The sequence below is a fragment of the Pseudorhizobium banfieldiae genome (assembly GCF_000967425.1).
In the GTDB taxonomy this organism is placed as follows: Bacteria; Pseudomonadota; Alphaproteobacteria; order Rhizobiales; family Rhizobiaceae; genus Neorhizobium; species Neorhizobium banfieldiae.
In genome coordinates, this window is sequence record NZ_FO082821.1 from 266,655 (window position 1) to 289,695 (window position 23,041).

The following is a 23,041-nucleotide window of genomic DNA, read 5'->3' on the forward strand; positions in this document are numbered from 1 at the left end:
CCCCACTCACGGCTCAAGATCCGGCAAGGTGAAGTCCATGTAGCGGCGCTCTTCGGCAACGGTGGCGGCGTCAACCACGCCTGCATTGCCTGCGCCGAGGGTTTGGATCGCTTCCAGCTCCCACATCCGGGTCATGGCGATGGCGAGTTCCGCCGTGACGCGGGTGTTGTGGTCCATCGAGGCTTTGACATCCTCCATGTCCGGGATCATCTCGACCAGACGTTCCACTCGTTCGAGAGACTGTTCCGCCTCTGCGTGGCTGTTCTGCGCCGCCGCCGACATCACAGCACCTGTGGTTGCCCGGGTGGCCACGCCTTCAGCTCCCGGATTGCCGCTGGTGGCGATTTCGCGGAGTGAATCCTCGTCGAACCCTGCACTTGCCAGCGCCTGTTCCATCTGCGTGCGCATGGGACCAGCATTGGGCCCGATGAGAGCGCTCCAATCGCCCGCCTGGATGCCGCGGATTAGGCCGGGGATGTCTTCGAAGTTGGCCTCAAGCAAGGAGTCGAGGTCCCCGCCCATGGCAAGCCCGAGGATGCTGCGCGGCCCGGTGAGCGAGGCATACATCTCGTTCAGCTGATCGAGTTGGCTTTGCAGCATGTCCAGTTGCTCCAACGCATTGTCCAGAAGATCCGTCTGGATCCCGAAATCCTGCAGCATCTGCTGAAGCTGGCGGATTTCCTGGGCAATGTTCTGGGTGTCCACCGTGGGCACACCCTGTGCCCCGGCAGGTCCGGTGACATTGAGGGCAAGCGCGAGAGCGATGCTACCGGCGAAAAGGGAACGGGGCAGGCGCAGGTTCAACGCAAATCCTCCTGACTGAAATCCATGAATTGCCGCTCGGCAGCCTGGGCCGCCGCCAAGGCGATCTGCTCGGCACTGAGTGGCTCGGTTCGGGCGGCCTTGATCCGGGTCCGGATTGCGACCAGCCGGGCCAGTTCGGCCCGGGCATAGGTGTTGAGCGCGATGGCCTCGTGGAGATCCTCGGTCTCACCAATGCGGGTGATGATGTCCTGAACCCGCAGGGCGGCGGCACGGACCGAGACCAGCGAATAGTCGCCATAGACCCCTGCGCCATGGGCCGAGAGGCTGAAACTCGCGTTCGCAAGGAGCACGGGGTCGATGGTGCCGAGCGCGTCGATGCCGCCCACGGCGGCGAGGTAGCTGTTGTACTGCTGCGGGATCACCACGACATAGGCTTGGGTTTCCGCGAAGGGCGGCACACCGCCATAATCCTGCACATTGCCCGGACCGGCGTTATAGGCGGCGAGCGCATGGATAATGTTGCCATCGAACATGTTCAGCATCTGGGCGAGGTAACGCGCGCCACCGGTGACCTGCAGATAGGGATCGTCGTAATACGCCGGGTAGATCCCGAGATCGCCCGCGGTGCCGGGCATGATCTGGGTAAGTCCGAAGGCCCCCACGGGTGAGCGTGCCCCAATCTGGAAACGACTTTCCTGCCAGATCAGCGCCTGCAAGAGACAGCGCCATTGCACGAGCGAAAGACCTGCACGGCCGACCCCGGACAGACTATGGGTGTCGCGTGCTGCGCGGATGATCAGCTCCTCGATCCCCTCCCGGGCATCGCCGAACATCCGCGCGGCCGCTGGGTTGTTGTCCTCGGGTGCATAAAGGCTTGCGGCTGCGCTTTCGACGTCGTCAACCGCCCCCTGCCCCGCCTCGAGCCCGGCCACGGTGCCTGCGACATCGCCGGAGCCGAGGGACATGGCATCCATCAGCGACTCAAAGGAGGCGAGTTGCTGACGCTCGATCTCGGCCAGTTCCTCCTCGCGGCTTAGCCTGTCCTGTTGCAGTGCCAGGTCCCGATCGGTCTGCTCAAGGATGGCCTGCCGCTCTGCGAAGAGGCGCAGGTCGAAGGTCGGCACGCCCTGGGCGACCGCTGGCCCCGCCGTGGGACCCGCCAGTGCAAAGCCGATCATCGAGAGAGGAAGCCAGGTCCGCATTGGCTCAGCCGCCCGCCCCCAAGAGGACGAAATCGCAGGCCGTGTCGCGGCGCGTGACTTCCGCCCCCATGGTCGAGATCGTGGCGGTGGCGGTTCCTGCCTGCGCAGGAGCCTCGCGAAAATTGAAGCAGTTGGCTTGCGGGGGGGTATGCTGTGCACAGGCTGTCAGGGTCAGGCCGAGCCCGAGCAGCACGGCGCTGCGGATGATGGTACGGGTCATGTCACTCTCCAGAAATCGGGGCGGTCACGGTAGTCGGGGCCGACAAGGGCCTCGCCTTTCTCCATGCCGCCAAGGATGGTCACGAGGGGGCCGAGGGCGCTGAGATCGGCATCGATCACCACCGAACCTCGGTCATCGCGCACGAGCGCGAGCCGCGAGGTCGAGCCGACGCCCAAAAGCACGTCGAGTTCTTTCTCGCTGAGACCGAGTATCGCGTAATCCGCAGCCGAGGCGCGGATGTTGGGCAGAAGCACCTGGGTCGGCACCGCTTCCACGATGGTCTTGCCGGTGCGCGTGCGCTCGAGCTGGCTGGCATATTGCGTCATCATCACGACGACGGCGTTCTGCTTGCGGGCGGTCACCAGCCAGTTCGAGAGCCGCTCCGCGAAGTAGGCGTTGTCGAGGGCTTTCCATGCCTCGTCGATGACGATGATGGTGGGCTTGCGGTCCTCGATCACCCGCTCGATTCGGCGGAAGAGGTAGGAGAGGACCGCCATGCGTTCCCGCTCACTCTCGGAATCGAGGATGCCGGTGAGGTCAAAGCCCGCGACATCAGCGTCGGTGCTGCCCCCGATTTGGAACGTATCGTCTGCATTCGCCCCGAAGATCCAGCCGTAGCGACCGTCGACCGTCCATTCCTGCATCCGCTCGAAGAGATCGCCCTCGTCATCGGTTGAGACGAGGAGCGAGGCGAAGTCGGACCAGTTCCGTAGGCCCGCATGTCCTGCGCTCGCGTTCTGGCGCACGACTTCCTGCAATCGGTTGGTCTGAACCGGGGTTAGCGGTCGATCGCGCCGCTCCAAGAGGCTCGCGAGCCAATCAGCAAGCCATGCCTGGCCCCGCACGTCGATCTCGGTCTGGAGCGGATTGAGGCCCGTGGGGCGTCCCGCCCGCACGGTCGAATAGCTGCCGCCGAGCGCGCGGACGGCCATCTCTATGCCCGCGCGATAGTCGAATACGAAGACCCGCGCACCTGCCCGCCGTGCCATGGTCATCAGGAAGGCCGCCAGTACGGATTTGCCGGAGCCGGGACGGCCCAGGATCAGCGTGTGGCCACCTGTCGGCTCACGATCCGGCGCGCCCTGTTCGTGGAAGTTGAAGCGGAACCCGCTGCGCTCGGGCGTTGGGAAAAGCGTGATTGGCACGCCCCAGGGGACTTCCCTGCCGGTCTTGCCAAGCGGCGTGCGGTGGAAGGTAGCGAGATCGGCGAAGTTGTGGTTCGTGATGGCGGCCTTGCGGCTTCGCGCCCCGGTATTCCCTGGATGCTGCGCCATGAAATGCGCCCGCGCCCCGAAGGCTTCCGAGATCAGGTTAATGCCGGAGGTGGCGGAGATGTTGCGAATCTCTGCCGCGATATCGTCAAGGGCAGCCTGGCTGAGCGCATAGACGGCCACAGTCATGTGATGCTCGCCGAAGATCAGGCGCTTGGATTCCAGATCGTCCTGCGCGAGTTCTAGCTCCTGTGCGAGGCTGACGGCTCCGTCATTGGCGGCCTGCATCAGGCGCAGCTGCCGCTTGATCCGGCCCGCCATGATGTTGGCGTTGATCGGCACAAAAGAGTGCGTGACGACCATGTCGACGGGCAGATTCAACTCGTCGAGCATCAGGCTATCGGTCTTGGCGGGGTAGTTCTTCACCGCGAAGATCGCCCCGAGCTTGTCGCCAACGGCACCGTCCGAGAGCGCGATGGTCGTGCCGCGGAAGGTGACGCGGGTATTGGCCACGTCCTCGGCGATCACACCGAAGCGCGACCGGGGGAAGAGCGGGTGCTCCTCGCCAGTGTTGAGGGAGCCGAGGAAGCCCAGAAGCTCTCCAGTGCTGGCGGCAAGCAGGCGGGGCTTCAACTCATCGAAGGACGACAGCAGAAATCCCACGACCTCATCGAGCTTGCGCAAGCGGCGGGTGGTGTCCGCCGCGTGTCGCGCGCGGGACGCCCCCAGACCGAAGGGCAGGCGGCTGCTCGCCTCGGGGCGCTTCAGGACCGTCAGGGTCAGCGTCTTGTCGCGCAGGCCCGACCGGCCCAGATGCGCACGCCAGCGCTGGTCGACGGCCGCCGCGAAGCCCTCGCCCGGGATGGGCGGCAGGGTTGCGTCGACCGCTTTCGAGACCTTGTGCAGGTAGAAGGAGAACTCGGTTCCGACCTGCGCGACGATGCCCGCGAGAAGCCCGCCGATCCGGTCGAGATGGGCATCCTCGCTCGTGGTGCTGTTCACCCCTTCGAGCCGGATGCATTGCATCAGCTCATTGCCACGGGTCCGGATCGTCCGGTCGGTGACAAGGCTCACATAGGGCAGCATGGACGAGAGCCGCTTCTCGCCCTTGACCCATGCGGGCAGCGCGGTCAGCGGATCGAGCGCGTCTGTCACTTCTGGCACGTCATCGGCAATTCCATCACGGGGCATAGCTGTCGCCCCAGTGCAGCTTGCGGTTCGCCGTGGGCGGGGTTTCCTGCAAGGTGATCACAAGGACATCGAGAAAGTTCGGATCCCAGTCCGCGGCCTTCCAAAGCGCTGGCCAGGCCAGCCCCGCGAAGACGGCCACCACCCAGCTCTGCACCCAGAGGAACAGAAGCGTCGAGCCGAAGAGCCAGACCATGGCGTACATGATCGGCAAGCCCATCAGCTTGGGTGGCCTGAGAAGGCCGATGAACACGCGGGACTGGTCGGACATGGCCAAGAACTCCGAGATCTCTTGCTCAGGTGGTCCAGATGGCGGCGACGATGGTGGGTGCTGCGGCGATGCCCGCGATTGCAACCACGACCCAGAGCGCCTGACGGAAGTCGAGGATGCCGAAGAGCCAGGAAAGGAACACCCCGATCAGTGCGAGCGTGCCAATCACGATCCCCAAGGGACCGGTAATTGCATCGACAATGCCTTGAAGCAGGGTCTGCACGGGCGAGAGGTCGATGCTCTGCGCGAGCGCTGGACCCGCCAGCACGATAAGGGCCATCGCGCCGAGCGCAACGGTCGAAGGTCTCGGTGTCATGAAAGATCTCCTCTGAGCCGCTCAAATACGGCGGTCACACGGGCCACATGCCCTTGGGTTTCGCGAAAAGGGGGGATGCCGCCGTGACGTGTGACCGCCTCCGGACCAGCGTTGTAGGCCGCAAGGGCCAGAGAGCCCTCGCCGAACTGGTCGAGCATCATCAGCAGGTAGCGGGCTGATCCGTCGAGGTTCTGCGCAATGTCGTGTGGGTCCACACCGAGGTCGCGGGCCGTGTCCGGCATGAGCTGCCCAAGGCCAATGGCGCCAACAGGGCTACGCGCTGCGGGATTGTACGCGCTCTCGACTTCGATGTTGGCTCGGTAAAGGAGCGCCCAATCCGTGACGGAAATCCCTGCGCGACGCAGCGCACCATGCCCGGCATACCGTAGAGCCGTGGTCTCGATCGCCTGGAGGATTTCTGGGGTGGCGCGGGCGGCAGATCGAGCCGGGATCGCTGTCTCGCTCGTTGCGTCAGGAACGCGAGGTTCTGCGAAGAGAAAAAGACGCCCGTTTGCCTCTTGAGAAGTGGAAATCAATCGGCCGTCGGGGCGGACCTGGAAGATGAAACCGTCGGCCAGGGCCGGGGGCGCGGAACAAACGCCTGTACCCAAAGCAACGACGAGCGCAGTTGCGCGGTCAGCTGCCTTCGACCAGAGGCGCGGCGTGGCGCTCGCGGCCACCTTCTTCAAGTGGGATGCTAGCGGTCGTACAGCCCATGTCAGCCAGGAAGCTGACAAGACCAACGATGGTTTTGAAGTCACGCAGCTTGAGGACGCTTCGGCTGGTGACGAGCATTTTGTCGTCACGCCCATCAGTGGCGACGGCGCGGATGACCCACGAGCCGTACCAGCTGTTATGGCGCTTCTCCGCTCTCTCCTTGCAGACCACCTCAATGAGGTAGCCCTCTGCGAGCAAGCCGCGCAGTCCGTCTTCTGTAACCACATTCGGGGCTTCTTCTATCATGGCCTTCCCTTGGGTCCTTGTTCTGCCTGGGTGCAGTATCAGGCCCACGGGGTCGCAACACCGTGAGCGATACAAAACAACATTAATGATAGCAAGACAATAATAACGTGTTGACGAAGTTCGCCTTGCTCCGATAACGGTGATAGCCGACAGAATGATAATCTTAAAGGCGGCAAAGGAGTTTTGCCCTGCGGTTGTTTATTGCGCGCAACGCACCGTTGCTGTTCGCGCTCCTGCTTGGAAGCATGCCGGTAGCTGCGGCTGCGGATTGCGTACCTCCCGAACGACCGTTCTTGCCTCAGTCGCAAGAAGACATGCGTGCCTACGCCGATCTGCTGCGTTCTGATTTCGAGGGCTACATCGCCGACATCCAGGAGTACTTCCGCTGTCTTGATGCCGAGCGCGCCCGCGCGTTTCAGGAGGCGCGCGAGGTCAGTGAAGACTATGGAAGACTGGTCGAGCTATTGGACTGAGCAAACGCATGGGCTTAACCGCCGTCGAGATCCTCGTAGTAGACGAGCGCGGGCATGTTGCGGCGCTGATGCACGATGCGCAGGATGACGGCCGCGCCATCCGCCGCATCGAGCCGCTTGTAGAAGATCACGTGACGCTGGCAATTGACGGACCGCATCCCCGGGACAAAGAGACTCCTGTCCCGGCCCGCGTCGGGATCCCCAGTGATCCGCTCGAAGGCGGTGACCAACTGGCGGTAATAGACGAGCCATTGGTCCCTGCCCCATGTCTCGACGGTGTAGGTGCGTATCTCTTCGAGGTCGGACTTGGCCTGTCCGGAAAGCCGAATAGTCATGCGGGTCAGCGATCAAACGCATCCGGTTCGAAGGCTTGGGCATCGAACTCGGCGAAGTCCCCATTTTCGGCCAGGGTGGCTGCCATCTCGAGATCGGCCTTGAGGGCGTAGAACTGCCGTGCGCCATCCTTCTCCATCAGCATCCTTACGCCGGCGCGAACGACTTCGCTCAGATTGGCGTAGGCGCCGGACTCGATCTGCGCCTGCACATATTTCTGCATCGGTTCGGTCAGGTGGACGTTTGGCATCAGACTCTCCTATCCATGTTCAATCGTATCAGATACTGACATAGATATTCAAGCTCATGCTTGATCCCAACTTAGTCCCCAAAATAGGTTCGCTGCCCCCTCCCCGTCCTTCTGCCCCGGATTCCAGCCGGAGAACCGGGCCCGACAGTTTTCCGACCCTGCCCTTCCCGGGACCATGAGCGCTGCGACACGCCGTTTGACGGGTTCATGCGGTCTGTTCTTCCGTGACCGCTTTCGTGGCCGCATTAGAACGCTACATTTGCATTTGGTAACAAGCGTTTGTTTGGCAGTGGACTTGAAAGGACGCCGCAATTGCGGCCGCTTTCAAGACGCCACAAGAGCCCAAACCGTCATCAGATCTTGGAAGCCGTCACGCGACACAAGCGAACAATCGCAGGCCACCATCAATCAAATCGTCTTGCTATCATTAATGTGGTTTCGTATCGCTGCACTATTATAGATGGAGTCGGCATCATGAAGCACGTGATCCACGGCGTGGCCACAGCCACGGCAATAAGCATATCCGGACTAATGGCCTCGTCAGCACCGGCTCAGGCCTACCAGGTGGACTGCGCGATCCTCCTCTGCCTTGCGGGCGGCTGGCCAGCCTCCGCGCCCTGCGCCCATGCCAGAGCGGTCTTCATTCGGCGGATCACGCCATGGCCGATCGAGCCGCCCTTACAAATCTGGCGGTGTCCGATGGGGGTGTCGTTCAACGAACCAAGTCCGTTGTCGCCTATGGAACGCCTTTATGACATCACGTTCCGCGATCCGCCCGAACCGCAGGTATCGACTCCGATACCCCTTGTTCGCGTCCAGGTGGATGAACAAGCCGACATCGACATCTCGGGCGACGCCTTTGATTTCGTGCGCAGCATTCGCGTTTATCACATCCAGTACCGCCAGCACGAAAACCGAGATGGCGACTGCAATCGCAGCGACTCGACGCGATTGGGGTCCTACGGCGTGCAGGGCGACTACCGATGGACAAGATCCACCGTGGGCCAGGTGCCAGCCGCATCCGGCCTGAGCATCCCGAATGGATGTGGCAGCTACTTCTACCGCTCCGTCTTCGTCGACTGGCGTGATCACACTGGGAACTACGGGTCTGAAGAAGTTCGCTACTGACAAAATCTGTGCGCGGTTCCGCCGCGCGCGTCCTCACAACCCCGCACGGGAGGCTGTACACTCCCCCCCCCGAAAAGGAGACGACGCCAGACCGTGAAGCCTGACGCCGTGCAAGAAAACTCCGTGAACAAGAGTTTCCTAGCGCACGGCTAAAACACCTGCAACCAGCAAAGTTGTTTTGCTGGCAAGAATGTTGTTGCCTCACAACATGGCGTCGGATCTCCAAGGAGACCCCGACCATGGAACCTACGACCGGCCTGATACTGCGACGGATCACTCAGACAAGTCTCTCTGTTGCAGCGCACAAGCTTGCCACCCTGATCCTCGATGCCATCGCCTGGAAGGATGGCTACAACGGTTTGTCGCGCGGAACGGCAGCCTTCACCCTCTCGGCCCTGGCGGAAAAGATGGGTGTCTCACGACAATATCTTTCGGTTCTTCTGAGCGAACTTGAGACGTCGGAGTTGCGGCTCGAGCGGGCGAAGCCAAATGGCAAATTCGCGCCCTGGGTCTTTCGGTTCTCAGCCTTCGACGAGGAGAGTGAAACTCATGATCTCGTGTCAGGTGAAGGCGACACATCACTATCTAGAGATAATAATAACAAAACTATCTTCTCAGGACTGATCGACATCACAGCGAGTTCGAACGTTTTTCAGACCAATTGGGCGGAGCTCATCAAAGCAGCGAAGGCCACGCTGCCCTGCTGGAACATCGACACCCAAGTTATCTGGGATCGCTTCCTCGCCTTCAACCGGTCCCGAGGCAACGGTAAGGTGCCGGCCGGCTTCCTGCTTGGCTTCATGCGCCGATGGCGGAATTCGTCGGGAACTCCACCTCGTCCCGCGGCCAAGCGACCAGCGAGACCAATAACGGACCCCAAAGAGCGCGAATTGCTGAGACAGATGCAAGCCGCGCCAACTGCGAACCGCCACTTCCACGCGTCCGACCTATGTCGTTTGATCGGACACGCTGCCTACGAAGCGCGTGTGCTCGATGTAATCCGCAAGTTTGGGTGCCAGAGGTTTTCAGCGACGTTGGCGGTGCACGGACGAGCGGTGTTGGCGGGAGAAATTTCCAGATGACCCGCAGGCGGCAGTGCGCGATTGTATCAAGGAAACCTCAATGCGCTTGCGAACCCGCATGTAGGCAAATTCGGGCCCGGGCTAAAAAATGTAGGGGACTGCGTGAACAGCTTGCGGGCCGTTCCCGGGGGGCTTTCTGAGTTGGTTCTTAAACGCTGGTTCAGGTATCCAACTGTTCCGTCATTTCCAACTCGAGCCGCGCAGTTTCCTGACTCAGTCGCCATCGTCTAACGACATAAAACACGAGCGCCTTGCGCGTTTCGATTAGTAAATGCGTCTTGTCGTCAAAGCCGTACTCCAGCCGGACGGCTCGCGCTTGTGCATCGGATAGATCTGAACGCGGGCGTATCCACAAGCGCACCAAGCTGTTCCAGTCCGTGTCAAAAGGCAGGGGAGCAGGCCTCTTCCGCGTTTTCATCTCGGTTTGTTTCGTTATTCGTATTGGGAGATAATCGCGGTACGCCTCGTGATTATAGCTCCAGGCGCGGAGATAAATTGCCTCTCCGTCAAAATGAAACTGAACTGGGCTGATCCACTGCGGGTCGGAGAGGCCGCTTCTCATCGAGGTGTAGGTAATCTGGATGTCTCGTTCGCCCTTCATGGCGCGGTAGAGCTGTGCGACGACGGTCGAATCCATCACGCGAGTGGGAAGCGGGATGCTCGCGCCAAGCGATGTCGCCTTGCCATCAAGCAATTCGAAAACTTGTTCCGGGCCAACCTCAGTCAATGTGCAGTGGTCGCCGGTCGAAAAATAGGCCTTCTCTGCGGCATCGTAGACTGGCGGCGTATTCGTCAGAGAAAGATAGGTTCGAAAGTCAACGGCAGCCTGTGCCATCGAGATATTGAAGCGTTCTATCAAGTCGCGGCGGTTCGCCTGACCTCTCCAGGTCAGACATTGGTCGAGGAACAAAATTCGCTCACGTTGCGCGTGCTTGAGGGCTTTCAGGCTCATACGCCGAGCAATACTTGACTCCGCTCTCAAAGTCCATACATTTACTATACGTATAGAAAATGGATTGCTCGGATGCGAATACTTCATACGGCAGATCTGCACCTGGGGCGGCAGTTCATGGGGTTGAGCCTCGAGGAGGATCATGAGGTCATCCTCGGTCAGATTCTTGAAACGCTTGTGGTCGAACGGGCCGATGTTCTTGTTATCGCCGGGGACGTTTTTGACCGTGCCTCGCCGCCCAATTCGTCGATCCGGCAGTTCAATCGCTTCCTCAAGCGCGTGGCAGAGGAGACCGAAGCCGCTGTGGTGATGATCTCTGGGAACCACGATTCTGGCGACCGGATCGAGGCAATGTCTGTCTTTTCCACCGCGTCTCGTGTGCTGGTGCGCGGGATTTCCGATGCGGTGGAAGCGCCGCTGGTGCTACGTGACGCGCATGGCGAGGTCGCTTTTTCCGCACTGCCCTTTTCCTATGAATATGCCGCACGCGAGGTGTTCAGAGATGAAAGCATTAGTGCGCCGGCGGAGGTAGTGGCCGCCCAGATCGCTGCTGCGAGGGGGCAGGTGCCTGATGGGGCGCGTTGGGTCGTCGTGGCCCATGCTTTCGTCGCGGGGGGTGCGGTCGGCGAGACCGAGCGCGCCCTGACGCGAGTCGGGGGTATTGAAACTGTTCCCTCCGATGTCTTCGACGGAGCGGATTATGTGGCACTGGGGCATTTGCACAAGCCGCAGGAAGTGGGCGCGAGCCATATTCGTTACTCCGGCGCACCGCTCGCTTTCGGTTTCGACGAGGCAGGAAACGAAAAATCCATGACTGTCGTCGATCTGCACGCCGAAGGGGCCGAGATCCGCACCGTACCGTTCCGACCGATCCGGCAGGTTCGCTCGCTTACCGGGGCATTCTCGGATCTTCTGGAAGGAACGCCGTCTGACGATTTCATCCAGGCTATCCTGACAGATGAGAACCCTCTTATCGATCCGATGAAGCGGTTACGCGCGACCTATCCCAATGCTTGCCATCTGGCCTACGCCCGGCAGGCGCGCGCGACGGAAGCCGAGGCGCTTGGTGCCGGGCGGGCCGCGGTCACGCCGATCGAGATGGTCGGCGACTTCATGAAGGTTGTGAGCGGCCGGGAACTGAAATCCCACGAAGTCGCGATCGTAGCGGACAAGCTCCACGCAGCAGCCTCCGGGGAGGAGCAGTCATGAGACCCATTCGCCTATCGCTTCAGGCCTTTGGGCCGTTCGCAACAACTGAAATAGTGGATTTCCGCTCTGCGCTGGAAACAGGGCTGTTCGGAATCTACGGCCAGACAGGAGCTGGGAAGTCGAGGTTGTTTTCGGCGATGTCTTTCGCGCTTTTCGGGGCACCAACCAAGACCGATCAGGAACCACGTTCGCTCCGTTCGGATCACTCGGCGCCGGATCTGCCCACCGAAGTCGAATTTGTTTTTGAGCTGGGTGCCAAGACCTACTTGATCCGTCGTCGTCCGGCGCAGGAGCGTCCGAAGGCGCGCGGTGAAGGGACCACTGAGGACGCGGCGGAAGCCTCGCTGTTCGATGTCACCGGGATTCCGGTGGACACACTTGGTCCGAGCCAGTCTGGCCGTGTCATTGCTGAAAAGAAGGTCTCGCTAGTCGGGCAACATATCGAGCAGCTGTTGGGATATGGGGCAGATCAGTTTCGACAGATCGTGCTCTTGCCACAAGGCAAGTTCGAGACGTTCCTGGCTGCAAAAACGGATGCGCGTGTCGAGATATTGCGGGATCTCTTCGACGTGAAGATCTATCGCGATCTCGCCGCACGGCTGAAGGAAGAAGCCTCAGAGGCAGAACGAGCGTTGCGCGACCAGCGCGCTCTCTACGTGGCTCGACTCGAGGAACGTGGCTTCGAGAGCGCCGAGGCGCTGGAACTCGGAATTGCCGCAGCCGAAGCCAAAGTCGAAGAAAAGCAGGGCATTCAGCAGGGGGCGGAGACGAAAGCCGAAACTGCGCGCATAGCTCTGACCGAAGGAGAGCAGATCGAAAGGGCCTTTGTTGCCGTTGATACGGCGCGGAAGGCACTTGACAATCTAGAAGCGAAAACGGGCGAGCTCGAAGAACTGGCCAAGCGGATTGAGGCCGTCGGGAATGCCTTGCAGGCCCGTGATCTTGAGGCGGCTTGGCGCGATGCGGAGCAGGAAAGCCGGAATGGGGTAGAGGCTGTCACGATGGCCGAGGCGGAACTCAACATCGCCAATGGGGCAAAGAAGCAAACGGCGCAAAAACTGGTCGAGGCACAGTTGGGCGAGGAGCGGCGGCAGCAAGTTCAGGCTGACCTGACAAGATTGGAGGCGATCGAGAACCAGGTCGGGCAGGCAGCCGATCTTCGAAGCGCGTTCGACGACGCTGCGAAGGACGAAGCTTCGGCGAAGAAGGCTCTGGCCGAGGCCGCAGATACCCGCGAAAACCTCAAGTCTCAGCGCGATGCGACCGATCTAGCGCTAGAGCAGGCGCGAAAGACCGAGGCGTCGCGAGGCAAGCTGACTGGAGAACTGGCCGATGTTAGTCGGGAGCGGATCAAGGCAGTGGCGCATGCTAAGGCGCAAAAGGCTGTCGCGGAGGCCGAACGAAAAGTCGAAGCGGCATCTGACGAACTGGCGACAAAAGCCGAAGCGGCGAAAGTCGCCGACGCGGCCCTGGTTGATGCGGAGGCACGGCTTTCTCGCACGCAAGCGATTATTCTGGCGGAGAAGTTGATCGAAGGGACGCCGTGCCCTGTCTGTGGTTCTCAAGATCATCCTACGCCGGCCCATGGTACACCCGAACAATCTGGTTTGACCGAAGCGTTTCGGATCGCGCAGGTTCAGGCGAGAAATACAGCCGAAGCCAAGGTTCGGGCCGAAAGTGAACTCGGCAATTTCCGAACGCGGCTCGACGAAATGAAGCGGGCGCTGGAGGAACAGGAACGCCCTGAGCGCACATTGGCGGAACTCGAGGCTGAAATCGCACGGCTTGAAGGCGACGTCGCCACGCTTGGAAAAGCGGTCGATCTAGACGCGATGGCGGAGCAGTTGGCCAAACTCAAGCGGAAGGTGACCGAGGCAGAAACTGCCGAGGCTACGGCGCGAACCGCTGCGGGAAAGGCCGAGACCGCTCTTGCCGGCGCGCGCGCCAAGCTGGACACAGTGATCGAGGCCCTGCCGGAAGGTCTGCGCACGCCCGAGGCGGTTGTCGCTCGGCGGGAGGCTTTGCAGAGAGAGCAGAGGCAACTCTCCGAGGCGGTGGCAGTGGCGACGCAACAGGACCGAGCCGCCAGCGAAGCGCTCACCCGTGCGCAAGAGCAGCTTGAAGCAGCGAAGCGGGCACGCGACGCGCAGCAGCAGCGCGTGCTAAAGGCGCAAGGTGATTTTGGCGCTCGGCTTGCCGAGGTCGGGCTGGACAAAGCTGGATATGATGCTTGCAAGGCGCATTTCCCGACGCTCGACGCCGACCGCAAGAAGGTGACCGATCACCGCGATGGCTTGATCGCTGCTCGCACGACATTGCAGAACGCCACAGCCGCTTGCGCAGATCGTGAACGCCCGGACCTTGCCCCGCTTCAGTTGGCACTCGACAACGCTACCCAAGAGTTGAACGCCGCCAACGATGCGCTTTCAACGGCAAGAACGGATGTATCGTCCCTAACCAAGTTCACGGAATCGCTGGCTGAGGCCTTGGCCAAAACCGAGAGGCTTGAGTCCGAAACCGGGCCGCTCCGGGGGCTGGCCGATCTGGCCAACGGCAAGAACGATTTCAAGATGACACTCGAGACCTTCGCGATCGGTGCAATGTTCGACCAGGTTCTCGAGGCGGCGAATATGCGGCTCGAACCTATGACACGTGGTCGCTACCGGCTGACGCGTGGGCTAGAGGCATCTGGCGGTCGCGGCAAACGTGGGCTCGAAATCGAGGTCTTCGACATCAACACCGGCAAGGCGCGTCCGACAGTCACGCTGTCCGGGGGCGAGACCTTCATCGCGGCACTGGCACTGGCACTTGGCCTCGCCGATGTAGTCGAAAGCCTGTCGGGTAAAATCCGGATGGACACGATCTTTATCGACGAGGGTTTTGGCAGCCTCGATACCGAGAATGGGGCGGGCACGCTGGATCAAGTGATCCAGGTTCTTGCTGCGCTGACAGAGGGCAGCCGAGCTGTGGGTCTGATCTCGCATGTCGGGCTGGTGCAGGAGGCTATTCCACAAGGCTTCTACGTGCGATCGACCCCAAGCGGCAGCCGGGTCGAGGAAAGGAGGGGGCTGGGATGACGAACCGTTGGTATTACCGCAAGGCGCACACCCGCCACCTGTCGACGGGGCGCACGGTATCCGTCCGCGGCGGTTGGGCAGTTCGGGGAGATCGTGAAAGCAAGAAGAGCGCATCCTTCCGGCGGACTTGTCCAATATGCGGGGCGCTGATTGTAAGTGTAGGGATGCCCAGAGGTGGATGGGTCCATTTCGAGGGCGGAAAAGGTCTGACACGCATTAAACACCCATGTTTGCATCTCGGCGACGGCATGGGCAGGCGGCGGGACGAAGACACGCCGGATCTTTTCGAAATGCTGCCATAGCTCGTTGCGGGATCACACAAAGCGATTCTGACCGAAACATTCAGATCGATATTCAAACCAGGATACTTTGGCGGCATCGATGAGCGTAGGCATCGACGCCAAGCGCCCCACCCTCAATGAACTGATAAGGCCCTTGTCGCTGGATCTGGTCACAACGGTCTAGTCCTTGATCCGCCACATCCTGAAGCGTCCTTGTTGCGTCACTTCTCGGATCAGGCCTCTCTCTTCCATCCAGGCGAGGTTCCTTTGAACAGCCGCGCGACTTGCGCCTGTTATGACCTCGACCATCGGGGCCGACACCAAAGGCCACTCTGTCAATGCCGAGCGAAGAGCGGCCGGAGTTCGCCCCGAAAGCTGAGACATGGCTCTTTCCGCCCGAGCACTCCATGTCTGGGTATCATCTAGATGACGCATCGCCGTTAGAATTGCGCTGTTCATTCCATCCAACCAGCGGTCCAAGCGTTCGGGTGGCAAGCCCGAAACACGCAGCCCCCCTGCCCCGCCCATGGCGAGCGGTGCGAAGATGGCGCCGCTTCCGTCGCTGGCCGCGATCCTGGACGCGGTGACGGCGGCTTCTATCTGCTGGCCGTGCTGTCCGAGACCCGCCAAGTTCCAAAGATGAAAGCCCATGCAAGCCCGCGTGATTGGATGCAAGTCGCCGGCGGCTGCCATGACATCCAGCCATCCGCCCGCGCGATCCTCGAAACGCTCAGCGCTGTCTTCAATGTTTTCGGGATCGCGGCGATCTAGGAAGGCGGCCAAATCAGCTTTTGGTCCGGGGCCGCCTGTCAGGCGCCGAACAGCCCATCCAACTCTTGCTAGGGCATTTGTGTCATCTTGTGCGCCCGAGAGCCGCATCGATACCCAAAGCGCCAGACGATCAGAACTCACTCGATCCCCTGCGAACCAGCTGAGGTTCGCTGCCTCGATCAAAGCGAGGCGGTGCCGCCAGCCTTCGGGGCCACGCAGCAGCCGGTCATCCAGAGCTCCCAGGCGTCCAGCCACTCTTGCCAGTTGCGCAGCGTGAACCCCCTCTGCCTTTGCCCAGTCGTCGACGACAGCGGTGTCGGGCGGTTCCGCCCGCGGCCCTGGAGGCAAATCATCCGATTCTTCCTCGAGTGGCCCAGGCAGAAACCAGAGATCCTCTTCGTGAGCCTCTTCATCCTCCTCGATTGTGATGAGGGGGTCGTCGAAATCATCAGTCAAAGCGGATACTTGGAGCTTCATATGTGCAAAATACTAATCTTTTGCACATTACCCAAGTGATTTTGTGGAGGGAGCAGACGCTCTTTATATAGTATGCGCGCGCGACTGCCGGTGGAACCTCTCAGATCGCGCTCAGCGCTAAGAAACCAAGGGATTTTGGACGAACACGACGAGAGAGCACTTGCTTGCATTCGTTTTCAAACGGTCGTTTATTAGTATTACATGAAATTGCAAACGGCCCTTTTCCATGCCCCTGATAGGCTATGCGCGCGTATCCACAGAGGATCAGACCCCCCTGCCCCAATCGGAAGCCCTTCAATCTGCGGGTTGCGTAGAGATCTTTGAAGAGCACGCCTCAGGCGGCAATCGTGCGCGGCCGGTGCTTGCGCGCGTGTTGGAGCGCATCAGCAAGGGCGACACGCTGGTTGTCGTTCGGATCGATCGGCTTGCGCGGTCCCTGTCGCACTTGCTCGAGGTGATAGAGCGGCTGGAGGCCAAGGGTGCCTTCTTCCGCTCGCTGCAGGACCCGATCGACACGTCCTCGCCGCAGGGCAAGTTCACTCTGCAGGTTCTGGGCGCCGCGGCCGAGTTTGAACGCGCTCTGATCCGCGAGCGTACCAAGGCGGGTCTTGCCTCTGCACGCGCCAAAGGGCGCGTTGGTGGCAATCCTGGGCTTCGCACCAAGGACCCCGCCGCGCTTCGAAAGGTAAGGCTTGCCCGGCAGGATGGCTACATGGAGCGCCTCAATGAGACCGCGCAGGATTGGGTCCCCCATGTGCGCCGCCTGCGCCCCGATATGGCTTGGGAAGACGTGCTGCGGATCATCAATGCCCCCCTGCCCCACGACCGCCACTGGACCCAAAGCCGTTTACTCCGCGCGGTGAAAGCATATGTGCGGGACGGGTTCCTGCCCGCTGAAGTGCTTGGACGCGCTGGACGTCGCGAAACAGAAGATCGCCTGCCTGCGATTGTCGCAGCAATCAAAGGTGCTGACCCCGAGATCACCTTGCAGGCAATCTGTGACCGACTGGAATCCATGCGTGAGCGCACCCCTCGCGGTCGCACCAGCTGGCAGCCTTCCTCAGTCAGAATGTTGCTGGAGCGGGCTGAAAAGCTGGGGCTCCTTTGAAGACGGCGCTTGTGTTGGCCTAACCGATTGCCACTAAATCTAGAAAGTGCTTGCACGAATCTGGTTGGTCGGGCAATAGTCTCGAAAAATAACGCGCGTTCACATAAAAAACGCGCCCACGGATCGGGACAGACATGAGCGAAACAGAGCAGGATCTAGACATCGCCATCGGGCACTACGCGGAACTTCTCGCGTCGAACCTGCATGCTCAGCGCGCTGCCCACTTCCCGCCGGATGCAAAGAAGGTGATGCGCACTTTGACCAGCGGCGAAGCTGCTGAACTCCTTGGCGTCGATCATACCTATCTTCGGAAGCTTCATCGAGAAGGAAAGATCGTTGACGTCGAGACGACGGCTGGAAGTCATCGCCGCTATACGCTCGACGATATCTGGGAAATCCGTCAAACTCTTGAAAGAAATGCAAAAAAGTCTGGAGCTTACGTTCCTGGGCGCCGTGACGGCGACGAGCTTCAAGTCGTTTCAGTGGTGAACTTCAAGGGCGGCAGCGGCAAAACGACGACGTCTGCTCACCTCGCTCAACGCTTGGCGCTTAAGGGGTACAGGGTTCTTGCGATCGATCTCGACCCTCAAGCATCCCTTTCAGCCCTTCATGGAATCCAGCCGGAACTCGACCTTATGGAGGGCGGAACCCTCTATGATGCCGTTCGCTACGACGATCCGGTTCCGATCGGCGAAGTGATCCGCAAGACCTACATCCGCGGCCTTGATCTTATCCCGGGCAACCTTGAACTCATGGAGTTCGAGCACGAGACGCCTGCTGCTATCCAGCGAGGAGGAGCGAAGGCGTTTTTTGCGAGAGTTCATGATGCTCTCGATAGTGTTGAAGCAAACTACGACGTTGTTGTGATCGACTGCCCACCGCAGCTTGGTTTCTTGACGATGTCAGCCCTTTCAGCGTCCTCGGGTGTCCTCGTGACGGTTCACCCGCAGATGCTTGACCTCATGTCGATGTCCCAATTCCTGCGAATGACTGCGGATCTCCTGGGAGTGATCAGGGATGCAGGCGCAAATCTGCGCTTTGATTGGCTGCGCTTTTTGCCAACGCGATACAAAGTCGGCGATGCGCCACAAACCGAAGTCATCGCCTTCATTCGCGGGCTGTTTGGTAGGTCGGTTCTGACCAATCACATGGTTGAATCGACCGCAATTTCTGACGCCGGCTTGACCAAGCAAACACTCTACGAAGCTGACAAGAAGGACTTCACGCGTCAGACGTTTGATCGTGCGATCGAATCCATGAACGCAGTGAACGATGAGATCGCTGAAATCATCCAGAACACATGGGGGCGGAATGGCAAGAAAGCCTAAACTTGGCCTGCCACTGCAGACCCTTCGCAACGCTCCTGACGCTCTTGAAGGGCGCCGACTGCGTGGAGGTGTGTTTGAGATCGATCCGGCGCAGATTGTTACCGAAGGACGGTTGGATGACAGGCTTCAAATTGAAGTTGAGGGCCTGAAAAACTCTATATCCAAGAACGGTCAGCGTGTGCCTGTCTTGGTCCGCCCACTGGAAGGTGATCGCTACAACCTGATTTATGGCCGTAGACGCCTAGAAGCATGTCGCGAACTCGGTATCAAAGTTAGAGCCATCGTCACTGAGGTTGAGGGTGATCAAGCGCTTCGTGATCAGCTTCTCGAGAATCAAGAGCGTCGTGATCTGAGCTTTATTGAGCGTGCGCTTGTTGCGACGGCGCTTCTCGACGGTGATCATTTGGAAGGGGCTGAGCGTACAAATCGAGGTGTCGCCGAAGTCCTTAACCTCCACGAAGCTGGGGTATCACAACTCTTGAGTGTCGTTCGGACGGTCGGCGAGGAACTCATCCAGGCAATCGGTGCAGCTCCCGGGATTGGTCGCCCGAGATGGGAAGAGCTCAAAAAGGCTTTGGGTGCTTACGACGGTGATCGAGACCAACTGCAAGCCGTAGCTCATGCAGCCAAGTCCGAAAGTTCCGGCTCGGTCGATGAGGTTTCTGAGCGTGCGTTTCTCGCAGTGCTGGCAGCTGCGAAGAGCGCAGAGAAGAAAGCAAGCCCGTCTAGAAATGGCGTGCCTGCTTTGGCGATCCCCGGCGTCGGAGCGGCAACGGTCAAGACGGGTCGCCGAGGCAAGCAGCTTAAACTCGATCTGACTACCGATGAACCTGATTTTATCAGCTGGTTGGAGGGCAATGCCCCAAAGCTGATTACCGAGCTTCATGAGCGCTGGAAGCGTTCAGGAGACTGAGGAAGAGCAACCAACAAGAAGGAGGCACGATACAGGCAAAAAAGAAAAAGGCCCCGAGAAGCTAGCTTCACGAGACCTTTGTAAGGTTTCGCACCGGGATCAGCCCGCTACAAAATCTCAGTTTTCGCACTTCTGAATGTAGCGTTCTGGTCCCTACCCCGCAAGCGCAAAGCGATTCGCGGGCCGTAGAAATTTTGCCTTCGTGAACGTTTTCATGGAGTACACACCGATTTCGCCGTTTATGCGGCCGATCTCGCACGCCCATCTGCGCGTCATCGAGCGACCCGAGGCATCTGTTCCGGGCAGACCCGTCAACAAGTGGGAACTCCTGCGCGAGCTCTCCAAGGCGCAAGCGGCCTTTGGCGTGTCGGAACGTGACTTGACTGTTTTGCAGGGGCTCCTCAGCTTCTTTCCAGACGATGCACTTGGCGGGAACGCCGAGATGGTAGTCTTCCCCTCGAACAAGGCGATCTGTGAGCGCCTGAATGGCATGCCGTGCTCAACGATGCGTCGTCACCTCGCGCGTCTTGTCGAGGCTAGTTTGCTCCAGCGGCGCGATAGCCCCAATGGGAAGCGCTACGTCCGCAAGCACGGCGAAGAGCGCGTCGCCTTTGGCTTCGATCTTTCCCCGCTCTACTGCCAGTCCGAGGAGATCGCCCGGGCTGCAGAGGCTGTACGTGAGGCTGAGGAGCGCGTCAGGCGTCTGAGAGAGGTCGTAAGCCTCATGCGGCGTGATCTCGCGGCCCTCGCGGAGTTCGGAGAGGAGATGCAGCCAGGCCTACGCATCTGGAATCAGCTTCGCGACAAGGCTGTCCTTACAGCTCGCGCGCTTCGCCGCAAGCTTTCAACTGAGGACCTCGCGGCCTATCGAGCCGATCTTGAAGCACTCCTCGACCAGGCGCGCAACATCATTGATGGACCTGAAACAGAAGAAATGAACACCAATGATGCCCAGTCTGAGCGTCACCTTCATAATTCAAATAAAGAGTCTATAGATCTTGAACCTGCTTTAGAAAAAAGCGGGGCGGCGGCCGGCGTGCCAGACTTGAACACGGATGAGCCTGTTGCTGAGGTTGATGAACAGGACACAAGACTCCTGCCAAAGATCCCGCTGCACCTAGTGATCGCGGCATGTCCCTCGCTCAAGACCTTCTACCAAGGCGAAATCCGGCATTGGCATCAGCTTTTCGACGCGGCTTCCCATGTGCGGCCAGCCATGGGGATCAGTGCGTCTGCATGGGAAGAAGCGCAGCGATTCATGGGTCCGGAGCAAGCATCGATCGCTGTTGCTGCCATGCTTGAACGCTTTGAGGACATCAGATCGCCTGGTGGATACTTGCGAGCTCTGACTGCCAAAGCTGCGGAGGGTGAGTTTTCCTGTGGGCCGATGGTCATGGCGTTGATTGGGCGACGATCTGCAGCTTAACAGCTGTTAAAGTGGTTCTTCCTCACTTTGTGTGGTTCATTCGCCGTTAGCGAGGTTTTGGCTATGGGCGGGCATGCGAACGAAATCGAAATGGTCGCCCGGCCCAGGGGTCAAAGTACTGGGTGTCGCGCTCACCGTTGATGACGGTTGGGTTGTTTCCGCAGCTGGATCCAAGATCGGAATTTGCCCCGATTGTGGATGTCGAAGCCGAAGTCGGCATGGCTGGTCCTGCCGCAGCCTCCAGGATCTGCCAGTCCAGGGCAAGCCCGTCACAGTGAAGCTCCTGCTGAGCCGCTGGCGATGTGCACATGGGGAATGCGCACGACGAACGTTCACCGACCGTCTTCCGACGGTAGCTGATCCATACGCGCGTCGGACGAGAAGGGTCGGAGAGATTGTCGGGCTGCTCGGGCATAGCACTGGCGGCCGTCCTGGCGAGCGGTTGATGCAGCGGCTCGGCATACCGGTCAGCGACGACACCATCCTGCGGCAACTGAAACGGGATGCTGCAGTTGCCCAACGCAATTCCAAGATACGTGTAGTCGGTATCGATGATTGGAGTTGGCGGCGCGCGACGAGCTATGGGACCATCATGGTCGACCTCGAGCGCCGCTCGGTCATTGACATACTGGATGACCGTAGCGTCGAGAATGCGGCCAAGTGGCTTCGGAGTCATCCTTCCATCGAGATTGTCAGCCGCGACCGCTGCGGCCTGTATGCGCAGGCCACCCGTGAAGGCGCACCGCAGGCCCGGCAGGTTGCCGATCGGTTTCATCTGGTCCAGAACCTTCGTTCGGCCATCGAAGAACAGATGAACCTTTCTGGGCGTGCCACCGGCAGGGCCATTCTTTCGGAGGACGCAATTGTTGACGCTGCGACACATCGCCGGCGCGCCCGTCTCGCGCATAGGCAATCTCGCCAGGAGATATTCGACATGCTCCATGCCTTGCGCCAGCAAGGGCTGTCCTACAGCGAGATCGCCAGACGGACCGGCTATGAGCGTCGCAGCATAACGAAGTGGCTCAAGTTCGAAGCTCCACCAGACAGGCGACGAGCAGCACTGAACCCCACATCACCATGGTATTTCGAAGCCTTCCTTGCCCAATGCTGGAGGGATGGGAACCGGCGTGGACGGCATCTGTTTCATGACGTCAAGCAGCGCGGCTACACCGGCAGCTTCTCCAATCTGGAGCGGTTGCTCGGAGCTTGGCGGCGGGCCGAAAGGCGACAGGCCGATGATGTACCGCCCGCCGCGTTGAAGTCGGAACCGGTTCGAGATCCCGAAACCGGTCATGCAATCTCTCCGGTGGTTGCCGCGGCGCTATGTATCAAGCCGCGAGGCCTGCTGACGGACCGGCAGGCAAGGAAGGTCGATGCCCTGAAGCAGGGATCTGAGGCGTTTGCCGAGATGCGACGCCTGGCGATGCGCTTCAACGGCATCCTTCGCGGCAAGAGATCGGCACCACTGGATGCATGGATCGACGATGCGATCGACTCCGACCTCATTCCTATCATGCGGTTCGCTCGCGTCCTCCGCAGAGACATTCATGCCGTCAACAACGCGATCGAGCTTCCCTGGAGCAACGGGCAGGCCGAAGGCCAGATCAACCGCCTCAAGACCCTCAAGCGAGCAATGTACGGTCGGGCAGGCCCTGAATTGCTGAAGGCACGAATGCTGCCGCGGCTCCACACAAAGTGAGGAAGAACCCACAAGGTCTCCAAAAAGGCACTCGTAAGATGGTGTGAGGAAAAGCATGGCGCGTCAACCAGCCGACCGAAATAACTCTGCCGCCACTGCGGCAGCCTTCTGCCGTGTGATTTGCAACGGCACGACCCAGATCAATGAGGAATCATTAGAAAACCGTCTCGGATTCAGAGATGACTGAGCCATCGACCTGATGAGCGGGCATTAACCATGTTTTACTTTTGCGGGTTGAAGTGTTTGGCGGTACCGCCTTATGTTGTACCCATGCACGACCAGTGCATCCAAAGCGGCCTCCGCCGGTGCTCGTAACACCAACGAAGGCCTGACCCACTCACCTTCTTGCGAAAGGCAAAGGGCTACCATGACCCATATCCAGATTCTCCTCTCGGGAA

The 23,041-nt window shown here is 60.1% G+C and carries 22 protein-coding genes; 10 read left to right on the plus strand and 12 right to left on the minus strand.

The window, feature by feature from the left end; all coding sequences use genetic code 11:
* Positions 1-6 precede the first annotated feature (6 nt).
* The 8 genes from NT26_RS21775 to NT26_RS21810 are packed head-to-tail and all read right to left on the minus strand — an operon-like array spanning position 7 to position 6,136.
* A complete protein-coding gene (locus tag NT26_RS21775; RefSeq protein ID WP_052642858.1) occupies positions 7-804 on the minus strand; it encodes a type IV secretion system protein in 798 nt (265 codons plus the stop codon).
* Positions 801-1,967 (minus strand): lytic transglycosylase domain-containing protein, encoded by a 1,167-nt coding sequence (locus tag NT26_RS21780; protein WP_052642861.1) that lies wholly within the window; start codon positions 1,965-1,967, stop codon positions 801-803. Before NT26_RS21780 ends, NT26_RS21775 begins: the two co-directional genes overlap by 4 nt.
* 4 nt (positions 1,968-1,971) lie before the next feature.
* Positions 1,972-2,187 (minus strand): hypothetical protein, encoded by a 216-nt coding sequence (locus NT26_RS21785; RefSeq protein ID WP_052642863.1) that lies wholly within the window; start codon positions 2,185-2,187, stop codon positions 1,972-1,974.
* Positions 2,184-4,589, minus strand: coding sequence for a VirB4 family type IV secretion/conjugal transfer ATPase (locus tag NT26_RS21790; protein ID WP_052642865.1), 2,406 nt, complete (start codon positions 4,587-4,589; stop codon positions 2,184-2,186). The genes NT26_RS21785 and NT26_RS21790 overlap by 4 nt, the downstream gene beginning before the upstream one ends.
* Complete coding sequence (locus NT26_RS21795) at positions 4,579-4,857, minus strand: VirB3 family type IV secretion system protein (RefSeq protein ID WP_052642867.1); 279 nt, start codon at positions 4,855-4,857, stop codon at positions 4,579-4,581. Before NT26_RS21795 ends, NT26_RS21790 begins: the two co-directional genes overlap by 11 nt.
* A 25-nt stretch (positions 4,858-4,882) precedes the next feature.
* Positions 4,883-5,173 carry a TrbC/VirB2 family protein gene (locus NT26_RS21800; protein ID WP_052642869.1) on the minus strand — a complete coding sequence of 97 codons (291 nt, stop codon included), beginning with the start codon at positions 5,171-5,173 and terminating at the stop codon, positions 4,883-4,885.
* Complete coding sequence (locus NT26_RS21805; RefSeq protein WP_052642871.1) at positions 5,170-5,853, minus strand: lytic transglycosylase domain-containing protein; 684 nt, start codon at positions 5,851-5,853, stop codon at positions 5,170-5,172. The genes NT26_RS21800 and NT26_RS21805 overlap by 4 nt, the downstream gene beginning before the upstream one ends.
* Positions 5,810-6,136 (minus strand): hypothetical protein, encoded by a 327-nt coding sequence (locus tag NT26_RS21810; RefSeq protein WP_052642873.1) that lies wholly within the window; start codon positions 6,134-6,136, stop codon positions 5,810-5,812. The genes NT26_RS21805 and NT26_RS21810 overlap by 44 nt, the downstream gene beginning before the upstream one ends.
* A 245-nt stretch (positions 6,137-6,381) precedes the next feature.
* Here NT26_RS21810 and NT26_RS21815 point away from each other — a divergent pair, with 245 nt between their 5' ends.
* Positions 6,382-6,609 (plus strand): hypothetical protein, encoded by a 228-nt coding sequence (locus NT26_RS21815; RefSeq protein WP_052642988.1) that lies wholly within the window; start codon positions 6,382-6,384, stop codon positions 6,607-6,609.
* A 14-nt stretch (positions 6,610-6,623) separates the two neighbouring features.
* Here NT26_RS21815 and NT26_RS21820 read toward each other — a convergent pair whose 3' ends face one another.
* Both NT26_RS21820 and NT26_RS21825 read right to left on the minus strand, forming a co-directional pair.
* Positions 6,624-6,944, minus strand: a complete 321-nt coding sequence (locus tag NT26_RS21820) for a type II toxin-antitoxin system RelE/ParE family toxin (protein ID WP_017468227.1) — start codon at positions 6,942-6,944, stop codon at positions 6,624-6,626.
* A 5-nt stretch (positions 6,945-6,949) separates the two neighbouring features.
* A complete protein-coding gene (locus tag NT26_RS21825; protein WP_008336111.1) occupies positions 6,950-7,192 on the minus strand; it encodes a type II toxin-antitoxin system ParD family antitoxin in 243 nt (80 codons plus the stop codon).
* A gap of 531 nt (positions 7,193-7,723) precedes the next feature.
* Here NT26_RS21825 and NT26_RS21830 point away from each other — a divergent pair.
* Positions 7,724-8,320, plus strand: a complete 597-nt coding sequence (locus NT26_RS21830) for a hypothetical protein (RefSeq protein WP_425287752.1) — start codon at positions 7,724-7,726, stop codon at positions 8,318-8,320.
* A gap of 239 nt (positions 8,321-8,559) precedes the next feature.
* A complete protein-coding gene (locus tag NT26_RS21835; protein ID WP_052642877.1) occupies positions 8,560-9,402 on the plus strand; it encodes a hypothetical protein in 843 nt (280 codons plus the stop codon).
* A gap of 160 nt (positions 9,403-9,562) precedes the next feature.
* On the opposite strand, the gene NT26_RS21840 is transcribed toward NT26_RS21835, so the two are convergent.
* Positions 9,563-10,354 carry a BrxR family transcriptional regulator gene (locus tag NT26_RS21840; protein ID WP_052642879.1) on the minus strand — a complete coding sequence of 264 codons (792 nt, stop codon included), beginning with the start codon at positions 10,352-10,354 and terminating at the stop codon, positions 9,563-9,565.
* A 72-nt stretch (positions 10,355-10,426) separates the two neighbouring features.
* On the opposite strand from NT26_RS21840, the gene NT26_RS21845 reads away from it, so the two are divergent.
* Together NT26_RS21845 and NT26_RS21850 are read left to right on the plus strand one after the other, a co-directional pair.
* A complete protein-coding gene (locus NT26_RS21845) occupies positions 10,427-11,563 on the plus strand; it encodes an exonuclease SbcCD subunit D (protein WP_052642880.1) in 1,137 nt (378 codons plus the stop codon).
* Positions 11,560-14,640, plus strand: coding sequence for an AAA family ATPase (locus NT26_RS21850; protein ID WP_052642882.1), 3,081 nt, complete (start codon positions 11,560-11,562; stop codon positions 14,638-14,640). Before NT26_RS21845 ends, NT26_RS21850 begins: the two co-directional genes overlap by 4 nt.
* A gap of 461 nt (positions 14,641-15,101) precedes the next feature.
* Here the strand turns inward: NT26_RS21850 and NT26_RS21855 are convergent, their stop codons facing one another.
* On the minus strand, positions 15,102-16,169 hold the full coding sequence (locus NT26_RS21855) for a hypothetical protein (RefSeq protein ID WP_052642429.1): 1,068 nt from the start codon (positions 16,167-16,169) through the stop codon (positions 15,102-15,104).
* A 226-nt stretch (positions 16,170-16,395) separates the two neighbouring features.
* Between NT26_RS21855 and NT26_RS21860 the strand changes: the two genes are divergently transcribed.
* From NT26_RS21860 to NT26_RS21880, 5 genes are all read left to right on the plus strand, one after another.
* On the plus strand, positions 16,396-17,277 hold the full coding sequence (locus NT26_RS21860; protein WP_052642431.1) for a recombinase family protein: 882 nt from the start codon (positions 16,396-16,398) through the stop codon (positions 17,275-17,277).
* 134 nt (positions 17,278-17,411) lie between these two features.
* Positions 17,412-18,605 carry a plasmid partitioning protein RepA gene (gene repA / locus NT26_RS21865; RefSeq protein WP_052642433.1) on the plus strand — a complete coding sequence of 398 codons (1,194 nt, stop codon included), beginning with the start codon at positions 17,412-17,414 and terminating at the stop codon, positions 18,603-18,605.
* Positions 18,589-19,518, plus strand: a complete 930-nt coding sequence (gene repB / locus NT26_RS22575) for a plasmid partitioning protein RepB (protein WP_082077835.1) — start codon at positions 18,589-18,591, stop codon at positions 19,516-19,518. The genes repA and repB overlap by 17 nt, the downstream gene beginning before the upstream one ends.
* Positions 19,519-19,732: 214 nt before the next feature.
* Positions 19,733-20,944, plus strand: coding sequence for a plasmid replication protein RepC (repC, locus tag NT26_RS21875; protein ID WP_052642436.1), 1,212 nt, complete (start codon positions 19,733-19,735; stop codon positions 20,942-20,944).
* Positions 20,945-21,017: 73 nt separating this feature from the next.
* A complete protein-coding gene (locus tag NT26_RS21880) occupies positions 21,018-22,643 on the plus strand; it encodes an ISL3 family transposase (protein WP_244467740.1) in 1,626 nt (541 codons plus the stop codon).
* The last annotated feature ends 398 nt before the right edge of the window (positions 22,644-23,041 follow it).